Below are 14,807 nucleotides of genomic sequence, written 5' to 3' on the forward strand. Positions count from 1 at the left end.
GAGCGGTGAGAGGTTTCATCGGGAATAACCTCTCCGTCATCGCTTCGCGATGCCACCTCTCCTGCGAAGGAGAGCAAAAAGGTTTACTCTTTTTTATGCAGCGTCCCCGTGCCGCCCTCCACGACACCATCGTGGTCCAGCACCGCCCTGATGGTGCCAAAGAAGCACTTCACGTCCAGCCCAAAGCTCAGGTGCTCCACATAGTAGCCGTCCAGCCGGGCCTTATCGGCGATCTCCAGCTCATCGCGGCCATGGATCTGGGCCCAGCCCGTCAGGCCGGGGCGGACATCGTTGGCACCGTATTTGTCCCGCTCGGCCAGCAGGTCGTACTGGTTCCAGAGGGCCGGCCGGGGGCCGATGACCGCCATGTCGCCCACAAAGATGTTCCACAGCTGGGGCAGCTCGTCCAGGCTGGTCTTGCGCAGGAACCGCCCCACCCGGGTGATATACTGGTCCGGGTCGTGGAGGAGATGGGTGGGCATATCGTGGGGGGTGTCGATCCGCATGGTGCGGAATTTCAGGATGTTGAAATGCTGTTTGTGGATGCCCACCCGTTTCTGCTTGAAAAACACCGGGCCGGGCGAATCCAGCTTGATGGCGATGCAGAGCACCAGCAGCAGGGGCGAAAGGCAGATCATGCCGCCCAGTGATAAAATAACGGCCAGCAGCCGCTTGATTCCATTCCGATACATGGAGGTTCCTCCCTTTGGTTTTGGTTGCGCTCCTATTATAACAAGAGGCTCGACAATTTTCAATTCGGCGAGGCGGATTTCCGCACGCCCTGTTCCGAGTATGGGCTGCATCGGTTTTTGAAAAACGCCTGTTTTGTTGTATCATCTGGCTGGTTTTCTCCCTTGCCGCGCCGTCTACCTGCCGGGACCCATGAAACTGCTCCGCGACTTTCCGTTCTGCCGCGTTCCGCTTCCTTTTCAGCATTTTACGTTTTTACTTGCTTTTTACGCTCCGGGTGCTATAATATGAAGTTGCGTTCTGCCTCCGGGCAGGACTGATTTTGGAATGATTTTAACGATACAAAGTGTAAGAAATGCAAGAAAAAGCTTGTTCAAAGGAGGCGGATTTTCCATGGCGCAGATTTCCCGTTCTGGCGATCTGACCAGCGGCCCGATGCTGCAAAAGATCATCCTGTTTTCGCTCCCGCTGGCGGCGTCCAGCATTTTGCAGCTGCTGTTCAACGCAGCAGACGTTGTGGTGGTGGGCCGCTTTGCGGGCAGCACCGCTCTGGCGGCGGTGGGCTCCAACGGTGCCCTCATCAACCTGCTGGTCAACCTGTTTGTGGGCCTCTCGCTGGGTGCCAACGTTGTGGCTGCCCGCTGCTTTGGCGCGCGGGACGATCAGGGCGTGCAGAATACTGTCCACACGGCGGTGACGCTGGGCCTTGTCAGCGGTGTGCTGCTGGCGGGCGTGGGCTTTTTTGCGGCCCGGGGCCTGTTGGAGCTGATGTCCAGCCCGGAGGATGTCATTGACCTGGCCACCCTCTACCTGAAAATTTACTTTCTCGGAATGCCCATGACCATGCTGTACAACTTCAGCTCGGCACTGCTGCGGGCCGTGGGCGACACCAAGCGGCCGCTGTTCTGTCTGGCGACGGCAGGCGTCATCAATGTCATCCTGAATCTGGTCTTCGTCATTGGTTTCCAGATGAGCGTGGCCGGCGTCGCGCTGGCGACCATCATCAGCCAGACCGTTTCCGCCTGCATGGTCACGGCCCTGCTCCTGAAAGAGGAGGGCCCCCTCCACCTCGACCTGCACAAGCTGGGCTTCCACAAAGGGGCCCTGACCCAGATTTTGCTCATCGGCCTGCCGGCCGGCCTGCAAAGCACAGTGTTCAGCCTCTCCAACGTGGTCATCCAGTCGGCGGTCAACTCGTTTGGCTCCACGGTCGTGGCGGGCAACTCGGCAGCCTCCAACATCGAGGGCTTTGTCTACACCGCCATGAACGCCTTTGCACAGGCCGCTGTGACCTTTACCAGCCAGAACATGGGTGCCCGCCGGTATGATAACCTGGACCGCGTCATGCGCAACTGCCTGCTCTGCGCCGTGGGCATTGGCGTGCTGCTGGGCGGCGGCGCGTTCCTGGGCGGCAACCTGCTGCTCCACTTTTACTCCACCGATGAAGCCGTGGTGGCCGCGGGCCTGGCCCGGATGCGGATCATCTGCACCACTTACTTCCTCTGCGGTGTCATGGACACGCTGGCCAGCTGCCTGCGCGGCCGGGGCTACTCGGTCATGCCCATGATCGTCAGTCTGGTGGGCAGCTGCCTGCTCCGTCTGGTCTGGATCGCCACGGTGTTCCAGCTGTTCCGCTCCACCACCACCCTGTACATCAGCTACCCCATCAGCTGGATCTTAACGGCGCTGGTGCACTTCATCTGCCTGATGGTAGTGCGCAAAAAGCTCCACGCGGAGTCCGCCGCCATGGCTGCCTGAGTTCTGATTCGCAACGCCTCCGCGCCGAAATGGCGCGGGGGCATTTATTTTGTTTCCGCTGCCCGCAGCAGGCGGAGGATGCTGTTGAGGGTGTAGGTGTAGTTTTCCCGGCTGGCGTAACGGGACTGCGCAAAATCCATGGCCTGCCGGTTGATGGAAAACACAGCGGTCAGGCCCAAGGCCGGGTCATCGCAGAGGTCTTCCACCTCCGGCAGGACGCCGCCCACGATGGCCACCACCGGCACGCTCTTCTCTTTTGCGTGCTTTGCCACGCCGCTGATGACCTTGCCCCGGACGCTCTGGGTGTCCAGCTGCCCCTCGCCGGTGAGGACAAGGTCACAGCCGTCCAGCCGGGCGTCAAACCGGACCAGATCCAGCACGGCCTCAATGCCGGGCCGCAGCTGTGCCCCCAGGAACGCCACCATGCCAGCACCCAGGCCGCCTGCCGCGCCTGCACCGGGCAGAGCGGCTACCGAACAACCCAACTTTGCCTCGATGACACCGGCCAGCGCCCGGAGCTGCCCGTCCAGAAAGACTACCGTGGCCTCATCGGCACCCTTTTGGGGCGCAAAGACGTAGGCCGCACCGGTTGGGCCGTAGAGCGGGTTATCGATATCGCACATGGCGGTGAGGGAGACGCCCACCAACAGCTTTTCCGCTTCTTTCGTGTCGATGTCCGCCACCTCGCTCAGGGTACCGCCCACGGGCACAAAATCGCTGCCATCGGCCCGGAGGAATTGGACCCCCAGCGCCGCCGCACAGCCGCAGCCGCCATCGTTGGTGCAGCTTCCGCCCAGCCCCAGCAGGATGTTCCGGTTACCCGCCTCCACGGCGTGGCGGATGAGCTGACCCACGCCGTAAGTGGTGGTCTTACAGGGGTCTTTGCGATCTTCTACCTGAGGCAGACCGGCGGCCGAGGCCATCTCAATCACGGCCTGCCCGCCGGGCAGCTGTAAGTATTCTGCCGTGATGGCCTCCCCATAGGGGCCCGAGACGGGCACGGAGACCAGCGTGCCGCCGCAGGCCTCATGGAAGCAGGCCACCGTTCCCTCGCCACCGTCGGCCACGGGAATCCTGACCACCTCGCACCCGGGGAAATACGCCTCCAGCCTCTGCGCCGCAAGGGTGCAGATCTCCTGGCTGGAAAGGGTGCCTTTGAACGAATCCGACACAACGATGCACTTTTTCATTTCTCCACCACCTGTTTTTCTTGAGGAAGTCTGATCACTTGTTCACCACGTTCTGGGGCTGGCCCGCCAGGAACGCCCTGACGTTCTCCACGGTGCAGTCCATAATGCGCTGGCGGCTGCTCCGGGAACCCCAGGACATGTGCGGGGTGATGATGCAGTTCTTGGCTTTCAGCAGCGGGTTGTCGGCCCGGATGGGCTCCGTGGACACGACATCCAGACCTGCACAGGCCACCTTGCCGGAGTTGAGGGCGTCGGCCAGGTCCTGCTCCACCACCATTTGGCCGCGGCTGTTGTTGATGATGATGACGCCGTCTTTCATCTTGGCGATGTTCTCTTTGTTGATGATGCCGGTGTTGAAGTCCATCAGAGGCATCTGGAGGCCCAGCACATCGGAGCGGGCAAACAGGTCGTCCAGCTCCACGAACTCCACGCCCAGGTCCTTCGCGGCCTGGGAGGGGTAGCGGTCATAGGCGATGACGTGCATTTTCATACAATTTCCCTCCATTTCTTTACAGATGTTTTGCCAGCAGATAGCGGTCATGCCCACCGTACATTTCCCGCCGGGAAACGATCTCAAAGCCGCTGGCTTTGGCGTTGTTCAGGCTGTAGGGGTTGCCGGGGCTGACGGTGGCCCCAATGCCCACGATGCCGGGCCGAAGCAGCGGCAGCGCGTCTTCCAGCAGGATGCGCTGCAGGCCATTGCCCCGCCAGTCCGGGTGGACGATGACGCTGTCGGCATTGGCCCAGCACTCCCACTCGGCCTCCGGAATGCCCATGAACGCAGCGTAGTTGTGCTCACTGTGCCCGCAGTACCGCAGGATAAAGTAGGCCCCCAGCCGCTCGCCGTCCCATGCGCCCAGGCAGAGGTCGTGTTCGAGATAGCTCTGGATATTTTCCAGCGTATCGGGCATGAACAGCTCCGGGTTCGGCATCATGGCCCGCACCTCGTTCTGGAGCCGGTAGACGGTCTCGGCCTCTTCGCGCGTACACTGCCGGATTGTGACCGTCAGCGGCGCCGCCCTGCCGCGGACCTGATGAAGACAAAGTTCCATTTCTGCAATCCCTCCCAAAATAAAATCATACTTTCTTTGCGATTCCAGTATAAATGCCATTTCAAAGAATGTCAATTTATGTTATACTGATTGAAAGGATGCTGGCAGTCTGTGCTCTTGGGCACTGCTGCCCGCCTCCTGAAGTCTCTGCGGGGCTCACCCTGCATGTGTACCGGAGGAAAACGACCATGAAAGATTCCAGCCTTTCGCCTTCCAGCCGTCTTGGCGGCGCTGTCATCAGCGACCGCGTAGTCGCTGCCCTGCTGCAGGAGCTGCGCACCGGCCGCTATGCGGACGCCGACCGCCTGCCTGCGGAGGTAGACCTTGCCGCCCAGCTCGGTGTCAGCCGTACCGTGATCCGGGACGCGCTGAGCGAGATGGAGCGCGCCGGATACATTGAGCGTGTGCGCGGCATTGGCACCGTTGTCAACCGCACCGTGCTCAACCTGCGCAGCCGCCTGGACCAGAAACTGGAATACTATCCTCTGATCCGCAGCTTCGGCAGCTATCCTCATGCAGACGGCATCCAGATCTACCCCACCCGCGCAGGCGAAGAGCTGGCACGGGACCTCGGCATCGAGGCGGGGGATGAGGTCATCTGCATCAAAAAGAGGATCCTGGCGGACACCACTCCCGTCATCTACTCCATCGATTACCTGCCGCGCGCGCTGTTTGGCAGCCGGGATTACACCCGGATCGACCTCAGTGGCGACATTTTCGAGATCCTGGAGCGGGAGTGTCACCAGCAGATCGCCTCCAATGTCGCCCACCTGAAAGCCAGCTGCGGCGACGAGGCCATCCGGGCAGCCATGCGGCTTGCCCCCGGCGAGGCGATGCTGCTGCTGGACGAAGTCTGCTACAACCGTCTGTGCCATCCGGTTATGCGCTCGTTGAGCTACTACACCAACTTCTTCGATTTTTCCATTCTGCGAAAGCTTCTTTGATGGAGGGAACTGAACAACATGCGTCATCTGATCGATCCTTTAGACTTCAGCCAGGAAGAAATCATGAATCTGTTGAGTCTGGCCGACCGCATCTGCGCCGATCCGGCCGCCTACCAGAACGTCGCCGAGCACAAAAAGCTTGCCACCCTGTTCTACGAGCCATCCACTCGCACCCGCCTCTCCTTTGAGGCCGCCATGCTGAACCTGGGCGGCCATGTGCTGGGCTTCCCCAGTGAAACGGTCTCCAGCGCTTCCAAGGGCGAGAGTGTGGCCGACACCATCCGTGTGGTGTCCTGCTACGCCGATATCGTCGCCATGCGCCACCCCAAGGAGGGTGCCCCGCTGCGCGCCAGCCATTATTCCCGCATCCCGGTCATCAACGCCGGTGACGGCGGCCACCAGCACCCCACCCAGACCATGACCGACCTGATGACCATTCGCCGCCGGATGGGCCGGCTGGACAACCTGACCATCGGCCTGTGCGGCGACCTGAAGTTTGGTCGCCCCGTCCACTCCCTCATCAAGACCATGGCCCGCTTCAAGAACATCCGCTTTGTGCTCATCAGCCCGGAAGAGCTGCGAGTACCCGATTATATCATCAAGGACGTGCTGGAAGCCAACGGCATTGAGTACAAGGAGACCCGCAGCCTGGAGGATTCCATGGCCGACCTGGACATCCTGTACATGACCCGCGTGCAGAAAGAGCGCTTCTTCAACGAGGAAGATTACATCCGCCTGAAAAACAGTTACATCCTGACCAAAGAGAAAATGGCACTGGCAAAGCCCCATATGGCTGTGCTGCACCCCCTCCCCCGCGTGAACGAGATCACCCTGGAGGTCGACGATGACCCCCGCGCTGCCTATTTTGAGCAGGTGCAGAATGCTGTTTATATCCGCATGGCACTCATCATGACCCTGCTGGGTCTGCCCGACCCCAAGGCACCTGACGCAAAGGAGGAACACTGAAATGCTGAACATTGACGAGATCCAGAATGGCATTGTCATCGACCACATCAAAGCCGGCACCGCCATCGGCTGATGGATCTGCTGGGCATCAAGGGCAACCGCACGGCCAGCGTGGCCCTCATCCAGAACGCCCGCTCCCACAAAACAGAGTGCGGCCGCAAGGACATCATCAAGGTGGAGGGCGACTCCTCCTGGCTCAACCTGGATGTGCTGGCCTACCTTGACCCCAACATCAGCGTGACCGTCATCCAGGACGGCAAGGCCATCAAGAAAGAGAAGCCCCAGCCCCCCAAGCGCCTGGTAAACATCGTGCGGTGCAAAAATCCGCGCTGCATCTCTTCCATTGAGGAAGAGTGCGACCAGATCTTTGAGCTGAGCTCCAATGGCAAGTATCGCTGCATTTACTGCGAGCAGGAGCTGCAGGTCAAACCGGAATAATGTAAGGTTGGGTTCGTGTTAATAGTAAGCCCCCGGAAAACCAGCGATTGATTTGGTTTTCCGGGGGCTTTTGGTTGTAGTTATTTTTTGAGTTTTATGAATCCTCCTGTTTTTATTTGCTGCTCCTTTTGTGGGTCAAAACAGAGCTTCCAAAAGCCTCCTACATATAACCCCAGGATTTCCCGCTTCTTGCAGTCTTTTCAACAAATAAAACTTTTGAAGGACAACTCAAGCCGTCAAAACCCTTTAGTTATCGTAGTTTTTCTTGGTTGACCCTATGCGGTTGTCAAGTAAGGAACAAAATTTTTGCAAAAAAATGAGCCTTTCTGGATCTGAAGCTATCATTGCTTCAGATTCAGAAAGGCTTTTGCCTATTGTCTACTTTCTACGGACCAATTCAGAATACAACTACATCCCACTCATTCTGCCGTTTCAGAAGACCCGGATTCGCATCAGAAACATTTGACGAAAGATCTTTTGCTGTACTGTGCGTTTTGCATATTCTCCTTTGCCGTAGCACTGCGTCATCTTTCTGCCAGCAAACTTTCCAAGTCGTTCACACGGACGATCCTATTTCTGAAATGTTCTATTATCGAGTCATCCACGATTGGATCCCCGTAAACAGCTACACAATCTTTTTCAATTGCCACTGCAACAGTTGATGCAAACTCGTGATATCGTGCCACATTCCGAACCTCCAGTTGCGCTTTGAACCCAGCAGTATAGATGTGAATGTTATCCGACAGTTGTATATACTCCAAAATAATTCTGATTTTCAGATTATTTGTTTTCGATAATTCTTCAAGCAAACGGGTAACGGTTATATGGCTCACATAAACATAGTCGAGCGATTGTATATCATCGAGCGCATCCATTTCAGCAAGCTGGTAAAGGCTCCATGCATCCATCGCTATGCTCTTTTTTACTCTAAATTGGTTTTTTAACTGTCTGCCAATCACAGAGTGCCAAGTTTCTGTTTTATATTTTTCTCTCACCTCCCCTGCTTTCTCTTCCCCCATACTATCCAGCGACGGACGGCAGCCTGGCTTAAGCACACCCATCCAGTTCAGAAAGTATATTTCTTCTTTCTTCGCAACTACCATACCTGTTCCTGAATCTTGCCAATGCGGATATTGCCGGATATAGTTATAGTGTTCCAACGCTTTCGCATTGTTCAAGTTTGTCAGATACGCAATAAAGGCTGTCCTATGATACGCTTCTTCCGTCACAAGACCCTTCTCAACAAAGTGCTTTCTTTCCGTTTCAAAGCGTTCCGGATCATTGAAAGAATTGACATAAAACATCAATTCTAACTCCCAGAATCCCTCAATGTCTGTATCCTTAAAAGATTCCTTGGCATCAAGATAACATTGCAGTGCATATTTTAAATCTCGCCTATAAAGCATCACATAATCAATAAAAGCTCTGTAGGCATACTCCGGCCCTTCTGCTATCAGCTCCTTATGTTCCGAAAAAAGCTCCCTATACATCGCATCTGCTTTGTCAAACATGCCATGCCGGATATACAAATGATTCAATTCCTGCCATGTGATAATATTCTTATGGCTTTCATACATTTTCTTGAAGCGATTGATTGCTTCTTCTATCGGCGCATCCATTTCAAAAATGAAATTTCTCATATATTCCAACAGATTTGTATCATCGCAGTCAGAAATACAATTATAGATGCTTTCCATTTTATGCTTTTTATTCCATCCGAACATCAATATTCCGCGTCCATACAGATTTATCATCTGTACATATACGGGAACTCGCTCGCTTTTTTCAATCTTCTCAACTGCAATTTCAAGGAAGTTGAGTGTATCTGTGATTTCGTTAGCGATTTCCAAAAGCCCCCTAATTTGCTTTGTCGGAACATTGGCAGTAACATCTTCTATCAAGCTCATGCATTTGCTCGACCTAGCGATTGCCTCAAGCAGGCTCTTATCTTTTTCTGTAATATGCGGGAACTCTTCTGCATCGATTTCACCCTTCTGTGCACTGACCTTGGCATATTTCATCTCCACATCCCGCCATGCATCGGCAGGAAGTTTGGTCAGATACTTTTTCACATCCGGGTAGATTGTGAGAATACGGTAGTTGTCGTGTAGAAAAACAAAAGTATTATAAACACAAAGTCCAATTCTACGCATCGTACCTGCCCAGAACAGTGCATCTGCTTTTTCCTTGATGATCAAAAAGCATTCTCTAGCCTTATACAGTGCTTTCTGGTCAATTTTCCGGAAATCCGGAATCTTGCCATTCTCATCTGTTGCATCATAAACCGCCAAATTATAATAAGCCACTCCAAGTGATTCCAATACGATATTATCATACCCTATCTGATAGGATCGATTAAGAAAGCGTACCGCATTCACATTATCGTGATAATGTTCTCCGTACACATATCCTATCATTTGATATACAAGTGCTTCATCTTCTACTTCATCCGTCGGGTATATGAATTTTTCCTGTTCATTCAGAAGCACACCAATCGTTTCCTCAATAGGGAGCTGCTCCGTATATGCTTTTGCTAGTAAAAGGAACGCTTTTGCAAATGACAATAACGTCTTTGATTTAGTGGAATCTTCTGTATCGATGTAATGCTGTGCTGCCACCACTGTTTCCTGGAATTTCTTTTGCATAAAAGAACGTGTAAGCTGCCGGAGCACATCATGTTCCTTAATGAGGCCACTTTCCCTCATATCTGATTCCAGTGCATCGAATTCCGCATCCATATCTGCGATTTCATAGCAATACAAAAGATACTGTTTTCCTTTTTTCTGTGATTCCTTGCTAAGGCTTGCAAATTTGGAATCCGCAATCAATTCTTTTGCCCGGTCGATTGCATCTTGCAACTTCAGGTCTTCAATGATACAGCGCAAACCAACCAACTGATTCTCAATCCATTTTTCATTTTCGGATTTTTCTTCCGTTTGAATTTCTCCATTAAACACGATTGGATCACCGCTGCTACCTGCTACATCTTGCTCCGGGATACCTTCCAGCTTTCGTTTCATTACGATTCCAAATCGTTCCTTCATAATGGAACGGAGTTGTTGTGCTTTTGTCACAAATGTTTTGGACAATAAAGCCGTTGCCCCATATGCGCTGGTAAACACGCCCAGCAACCCATTGACTTCTTCGCTATCTTCCCATACCGGTGCACCTGATAACCCTTCCAATTCGTATACTCTTGAACCTGCATCTATAAATGTATTGTCCATACGAATCGTAAAACGATTGCTATCCGCTGGATTTACAACCACACAACCGTGAAGGCAATCGAGATACTCGATAGGGCTTCTCCCATCAGGTACACCATTTGGATAGCCCTGCACATAAACAGGTCGATTTCTATAGGTTTCAGTTATCAAGAAATTTGTTACAGGAATCTCCAGACTTTCAGGTTTTCCAAGCTGGATAATCGCAAGATCTTCCGTGTGAGTTTTCGTTCCTGCGTCATCTGTCCTGACCTCATCCAGTGGGGAATATACAACCTGAGATGAAGAGATCTCTGTGCAGAATACATCGTAGCGATCACACGCTGCGTTGATTTCCTTCAAAATAAATAGTCTGATTTTTTCGAGGCCGTCAACCACATGCGCGCACGTAAAAACGAAAGCCGACTTTCCGCCAGCATAGAACAGAACACCACTCCCCTGAACGGAGTTATTTTCATCCGAGATATATACGCTGTAAGCTCTTGTACTATCATTTACCATGTGATCACAAGTCCTTCTTTCTGGCAATAGCTGATCTCGTGCTGTTTATCATTCCCTATAAAATATCCATTTTTCCACCATGCCGACGGGCTATAGATGTTGATTTTTCCGTACCAACGCTCCAATTTTGCAATCGTTTGTTTGTCTGGATGATTCACACCATCTGTGCATATCAGAAAATTCGTGCATTGAATGCTTTCCGGATATGCCTTCGAGATATTCTTTGCAGATCCATGATGTGGAATCTTTACCAAATCATATGTTCCTTGGGCTTTGACCACATCCTCTGCCCATGCATCGCCTGTGAAGAGAAGTCTATGATTCTCAAATTCAAACGTAAATACAAGGCTATTTTTATTGCTTTGGCTGGTATCATGTTTGAGCAGTGGCATTTCTGCCAGTTCTGACAGAGAAATATGATAATCGCTATGACGCGCCAGTTGCACTTCCTGATAACGAAGACATTTCGCATCCGATGGGTCTGTTTCCGGCCAAATCACTTCTATTTTTGCTCCTGCACAATATCGGCAATCTCCTTTATGGGCCGTACAGATCCGAACCCCCTGATTCTTCAGCCGACCATACACCTCATCATTCTGCCGCACGGAAAGTTGACGGTCTTCAAAAAAAGAATTGCCAGAATGATTCATCCACACTTCGCGAAACGGACATTGGTATACCTTTTTTCTCAGGCACGCAAGAATACCCCCGATATGATCATCATCCATGTGAGTCAAAATCAGCGCATCCAGTGTTTCACCCGATTGCTTTATTTGATTGCATAAGTGCTCGAACATAGGTGCAAACCTGCTTACGCCTGTATCGATGAAAATATTATGCGTATCTGCAAAGTGCAGCCGAATACAGTCGCCTTTCCCCGCATTGTAAGCATAAACTTGAAGCATTTTCGTATTTCCTTTTGAATTCGAACCAATCTTCCGTGCTTATATTGTAAGTACGTAATTCGTCAATGTCAAGCAAATTCAACAACCTTTCGTATTTTATTTCTCAGCAGCATTGATATTGCTTATAGTTTTCTTTACCGTGTTCATCATTAAAATCTATGCGGTTGTCAAGTAAGAAACAAAAATTTACAAAAAAAAAATAAGCCTTTTCCGAATCTGAAACATTATAATTTCAAATTCAGAAAGGCTTATATAGTGATTCACATCACAATTTCGGAAGCATCCCGTACAAAACACTTTATTCCAAAAGCCAGTCCATCACATTTACAACTTTTATACCATCATAGTTGCCGAGTGAGAAGCGATCCAGTGTCAAAACAACCTTCTCATAATTGTCCTGAATCCCTCTCAGCGGTCGCATTTCCCGTTCAAATGTTTCCTCGGCGGTCATATCCGCTGTAACCTGATAGTAGGTGAGAATTCCCTGCTTTTGTGCAACAAAATCAACTTCTGTAGATCCATGCTTTCCAATGTTAACTTGATATCCTCTTCGCAGCAACTCAAAGAAAACAATGTTTTCAACAGAGAACCCTAAATCGTACCGTTTTCTTGGAAGAATATGGTTTCTCAGTCCCAAATCGACCATATACATTTTTTTGTTTACTTTTAACAGCTGTTTTCCAACGATATCAAATCTCTCCGCCGGATAAAAAATGAACGACTCCATCAACGCCTCTACGTAGTCACTGACTGTATTGGGTGAGACTTTTCTGCCAGAGGATACTCTAAACGAAATCGGACTTTATCGCCTATATGGGTATAACTTTCATCTCTATGATGCTCAAATTGACTGCACATCAAAAAGCGCAATAGGTCATAAAAGGTCATTTTGCTTTAATCTTTTTGCGCCCATTTCATTTTTACACCAAAAATAAGTTGCTTTAAGTTTTGCAGAACTCTTTTTCATTGTCCACTTGACTGAATGCGCCTCATTTTCCAGACTAAGGCCGATTTTTTCGCCATTTCATCTAATAATAGATACTACAAAGATTCAAAATATCTTGAAGCAATTCATACTCTCTCATTGCTTTTTCACTCATTTGATAATTTTCAAATACAGCTTGTAAGCACATTTCATCAAGCTGCTGTGTTTCCGGCAAGGCCTTCATCAAGAAATCTGGCGTAATTTTTAAGGAGTCAAGAATTTTATACAAGTGTTCATCAAATACACTCTTGTTATCTATCTCACCATTCAAAAGTTCCTCTAATATGGGACGAGATATTTTTGCCTTTTTGCAGATGTTCACTTTTGTAACCCTTTTACTCCGAATACAGGCTTTCAATTTTTCACCAACTAATTTTCTCGTTTCAAAAAGGGCATCCTGACACACTACCTCTTTATTTATAAAGATACTTGATGTAGGCATTTTACCTCCCTATTCGTTTACTCTTTGAACCAGTTCATCTGCCGAATCCATGATTGCCTGTTTTACCTTTTTCTTCTGTCCCTGCGAAAGCGTTGTTCGATAGTTATATCAATCTCTTCCGAAAATTGCTTAATGACTTTGTGGCATTTGCTAAGCGATGTACCGCCCTTGAAAACGATATACGGAATCTTCTCTGACAAAGGCTTCAAGAGCATCGTCACACAGTACCGTCCCCAACGTTCATGGCAAATGTTTCCAGTGCTCAGTTCAAACCACTCATTCTCCGAGAGATCGTATTCAATTTCGTATAGTATTCTGGAGCAATACTGTAAAATACTTTCCATAAGACCACACCACTGACCGATTTCGTTCAATTTTAAATTGTTGACTCATGAGTTAGTATCTTACGAGTAAAATAGCAGCAATACAAAGTCAAGCAACGAATCACATACTCATGCCAAGCGTTTTGCCAAATCGCCGGGGACGGGTAATCAGGGTCACTTTTGTTCCCGTTGCACCGAGGAGTTCTCCAACCAACCCCGATTTATCAATATAATAATAACCATTTCTGCGGATTTCAGCAAAATCAGAAACCCCCACTGGGATACTTAAATTTCTCATCTCTGCCGCTCCTTTCGCATAGCGTTACACAGACTTTTCATTGTCTTTATGATACCATGAAATCAACACCGATACAAGAAAAATCTCCCTTACGGTGCAATAGTTCCGCTCTCAGTTTGGCCTTGCAACACATCCTCAAAGGTAAAGTAAATCGCAACCCGCTCATCGTTGAAAACCTCAATCTGCTCAATAAAAGTTTCCACCACTGTTTGGGACAGCTGCATTACATCACCCGCATCGTGGACGGCATCAACGACCTCCTGCAATTGGCCTGCTTCTTTCTGCATAGGCTGAAACAGCTGTTCTTTCTCTGCTCGCAGGCATTGGATCTGCTGCATCAAATTTTCTTCCTGTTCTCGGTAAGCATCCCGCCTGTGGACAAACTCCGCCTTGCTCATCTCGCCGTCCGCATACTGCTCATAGAGGTTTATCCGCTGCTTTACGATTTCATTCTTTTCTGTGCTCAGCTTCTCTCCCTGCCGTTCCAGTACGGAAAAGCGTGCCATTGCCTTGCGCCCATTTTCCTGCAATTCGTGCAAAGCCTGCTCGGCCAGCCCGATTTGCATCTCCAGCGCCTTTCGTACCATATGTTGGCTGCTCTTTTCGTTCTTCTTGATTCGTTTTTCCATAGACCAGATAATAAAAGTACTCTTATGCGGGCATTCGAAAGGAAGATTTACTTATGCCCGTCAATTATGTTGCTTTGGGAAAACGTATTGGTTATTTCAGAATGCAGTGTGGTAATATCACCCAGGAAGCCTTAGCCTCTAAAATCAATCGCAGTCGTGAATTTCTGGCCAAAATTGAAAAAGGCACAGAACACCCCAGCGTTGCCACTCTGGTCGATATTGCCGACGCCCTCTGCATTTCCGTTGATGATTTGTTGATAGACAGTCTTCACTATTCCGTTTCAACTTCCAACACCGAATTGCATCGTCTGTTATTGGACTGCAACGAAACTGAACAGGAAATCATTATCCGCACGGCGAAAGAGTTAAAGGCCACTCTTGTCAGCCTTGGAATTTAACATCCATCCGTATTAAAATCACAAAATAAAAAGGCCCGCATAAGCCACAGACGCACCCTCGAAT

At 50.4% G+C, this 14,807-nt stretch carries 13 protein-coding genes and 2 pseudogenes; 5 read left to right on the plus strand and 10 right to left on the minus strand.

All coding sequences use genetic code 11. The features are described 5' to 3' along the window. Window positions 1–83: 83 nt before the first annotated feature. Window positions 84–692, minus strand: a complete 609-nt coding sequence (locus tag DXA70_RS09480) for a sugar transferase (protein WP_128118311.1) — start codon at window positions 690–692, stop codon at window positions 84–86. A 391-nt stretch (window positions 693–1,083) separates the two neighbouring features. On the opposite strand from DXA70_RS09480, the gene DXA70_RS09485 reads away from it, so the two are divergent. Next, a complete protein-coding gene (locus DXA70_RS09485) occupies window positions 1,084–2,448 on the plus strand; it encodes an MATE family efflux transporter (protein ID WP_112114688.1) in 1,365 nt (454 codons plus the stop codon). A gap of 44 nt (window positions 2,449–2,492) precedes the next feature. Here DXA70_RS09485 and DXA70_RS09490 read toward each other — a convergent pair whose 3' ends face one another. The 3 genes and pseudogenes from DXA70_RS09490 to DXA70_RS09500 form a co-directional block, all read right to left on the minus strand. Continuing rightward, the gene (locus DXA70_RS09490) at window positions 2,493–3,638 is read right to left on the minus strand and encodes a glycerate kinase (RefSeq protein ID WP_128118312.1); all 1,146 of its coding nucleotides are present in this window, start codon (window positions 3,636–3,638) and stop codon (window positions 2,493–2,495) included. Window positions 3,639–3,672: 34 nt separating this feature from the next. Continuing rightward, window positions 3,673–4,128: pseudogene (locus DXA70_RS09495) on the minus strand (NAD(P)-dependent oxidoreductase); the annotation flags it as partial. Window positions 4,129–4,147: 19 nt separating this feature from the next. Next, window positions 4,148–4,690: a GNAT family N-acetyltransferase gene (locus tag DXA70_RS09500; protein ID WP_128118313.1), complete on the minus strand. Its 543-nt coding sequence runs from the start codon at window positions 4,688–4,690 to the stop codon at window positions 4,148–4,150. Between the two features lie 188 nt (window positions 4,691–4,878). On the opposite strand from DXA70_RS09500, the gene DXA70_RS09505 reads away from it, so the two are divergent. The 3 genes and pseudogenes from DXA70_RS09505 to DXA70_RS09515 all read left to right on the plus strand — a co-directional run bounded on the left by DXA70_RS09505 (window position 4,879) and on the right by DXA70_RS09515 (window position 7,038). After that, the gene (locus DXA70_RS09505) at window positions 4,879–5,634 is read left to right on the plus strand and encodes a GntR family transcriptional regulator (RefSeq protein ID WP_112114684.1); all 756 of its coding nucleotides are present in this window, start codon (window positions 4,879–4,881) and stop codon (window positions 5,632–5,634) included. An 18-nt stretch (window positions 5,635–5,652) separates the two neighbouring features. Then, a complete protein-coding gene (pyrB, locus tag DXA70_RS09510; RefSeq protein ID WP_128118314.1) occupies window positions 5,653–6,600 on the plus strand; it encodes an aspartate carbamoyltransferase in 948 nt (315 codons plus the stop codon). A gap of 1 nt (window position 6,601) precedes the next feature. Continuing rightward, window positions 6,602–7,038, plus strand: a pseudogene (locus tag DXA70_RS09515) (aspartate carbamoyltransferase regulatory subunit). A 524-nt stretch (window positions 7,039–7,562) separates the two neighbouring features. Here DXA70_RS09515 and DXA70_RS09520 read toward each other — a convergent pair. The 6 genes from DXA70_RS09520 to DXA70_RS09550 form a co-directional block, all read right to left on the minus strand. Further along, the gene (locus DXA70_RS09520) at window positions 7,563–10,763 is read right to left on the minus strand and encodes a serine protease (RefSeq protein ID WP_128118315.1); all 3,201 of its coding nucleotides are present in this window, start codon (window positions 10,761–10,763) and stop codon (window positions 7,563–7,565) included. Further along, on the minus strand, window positions 10,757–11,668 hold the full coding sequence (locus tag DXA70_RS09525; RefSeq protein WP_128118316.1) for an MBL fold metallo-hydrolase: 912 nt from the start codon (window positions 11,666–11,668) through the stop codon (window positions 10,757–10,759). The genes DXA70_RS09520 and DXA70_RS09525 overlap by 7 nt, the downstream gene beginning before the upstream one ends. 298 nt (window positions 11,669–11,966) lie before the next feature. Continuing rightward, window positions 11,967–12,395: a DUF4143 domain-containing protein gene (locus DXA70_RS09530; protein WP_243001279.1), complete on the minus strand. Its 429-nt coding sequence runs from the start codon at window positions 12,393–12,395 to the stop codon at window positions 11,967–11,969. A 301-nt stretch (window positions 12,396–12,696) separates the two neighbouring features. Beyond that, complete coding sequence (locus DXA70_RS09535; protein WP_128118317.1) at window positions 12,697–13,095, minus strand: helix-turn-helix transcriptional regulator; 399 nt, start codon at window positions 13,093–13,095, stop codon at window positions 12,697–12,699. Window positions 13,096–13,539: 444 nt separating this feature from the next. Continuing rightward, window positions 13,540–13,716 (minus strand): AAA family ATPase, encoded by a 177-nt coding sequence (locus tag DXA70_RS09545; protein ID WP_128118318.1) that lies wholly within the window; start codon window positions 13,714–13,716, stop codon window positions 13,540–13,542. A gap of 89 nt (window positions 13,717–13,805) precedes the next feature. After that, window positions 13,806–14,303, minus strand: a complete 498-nt coding sequence (locus tag DXA70_RS09550) for a hypothetical protein (protein WP_128118319.1) — start codon at window positions 14,301–14,303, stop codon at window positions 13,806–13,808. A 95-nt stretch (window positions 14,304–14,398) separates the two neighbouring features. On the opposite strand from DXA70_RS09550, the gene DXA70_RS09555 reads away from it, so the two are divergent. After that, the gene (locus DXA70_RS09555; RefSeq protein ID WP_128118320.1) at window positions 14,399–14,743 is read left to right on the plus strand and encodes a helix-turn-helix transcriptional regulator; all 345 of its coding nucleotides are present in this window, start codon (window positions 14,399–14,401) and stop codon (window positions 14,741–14,743) included. Window positions 14,744–14,807 lie beyond the last annotated feature (64 nt).

This window comes from Faecalibacterium sp. OF04-11AC (genome assembly GCF_003460645.1).
Taxonomy (GTDB): Bacteria; Bacillota; Clostridia; order Oscillospirales; family Ruminococcaceae; genus Faecalibacterium; species Faecalibacterium prausnitzii_I.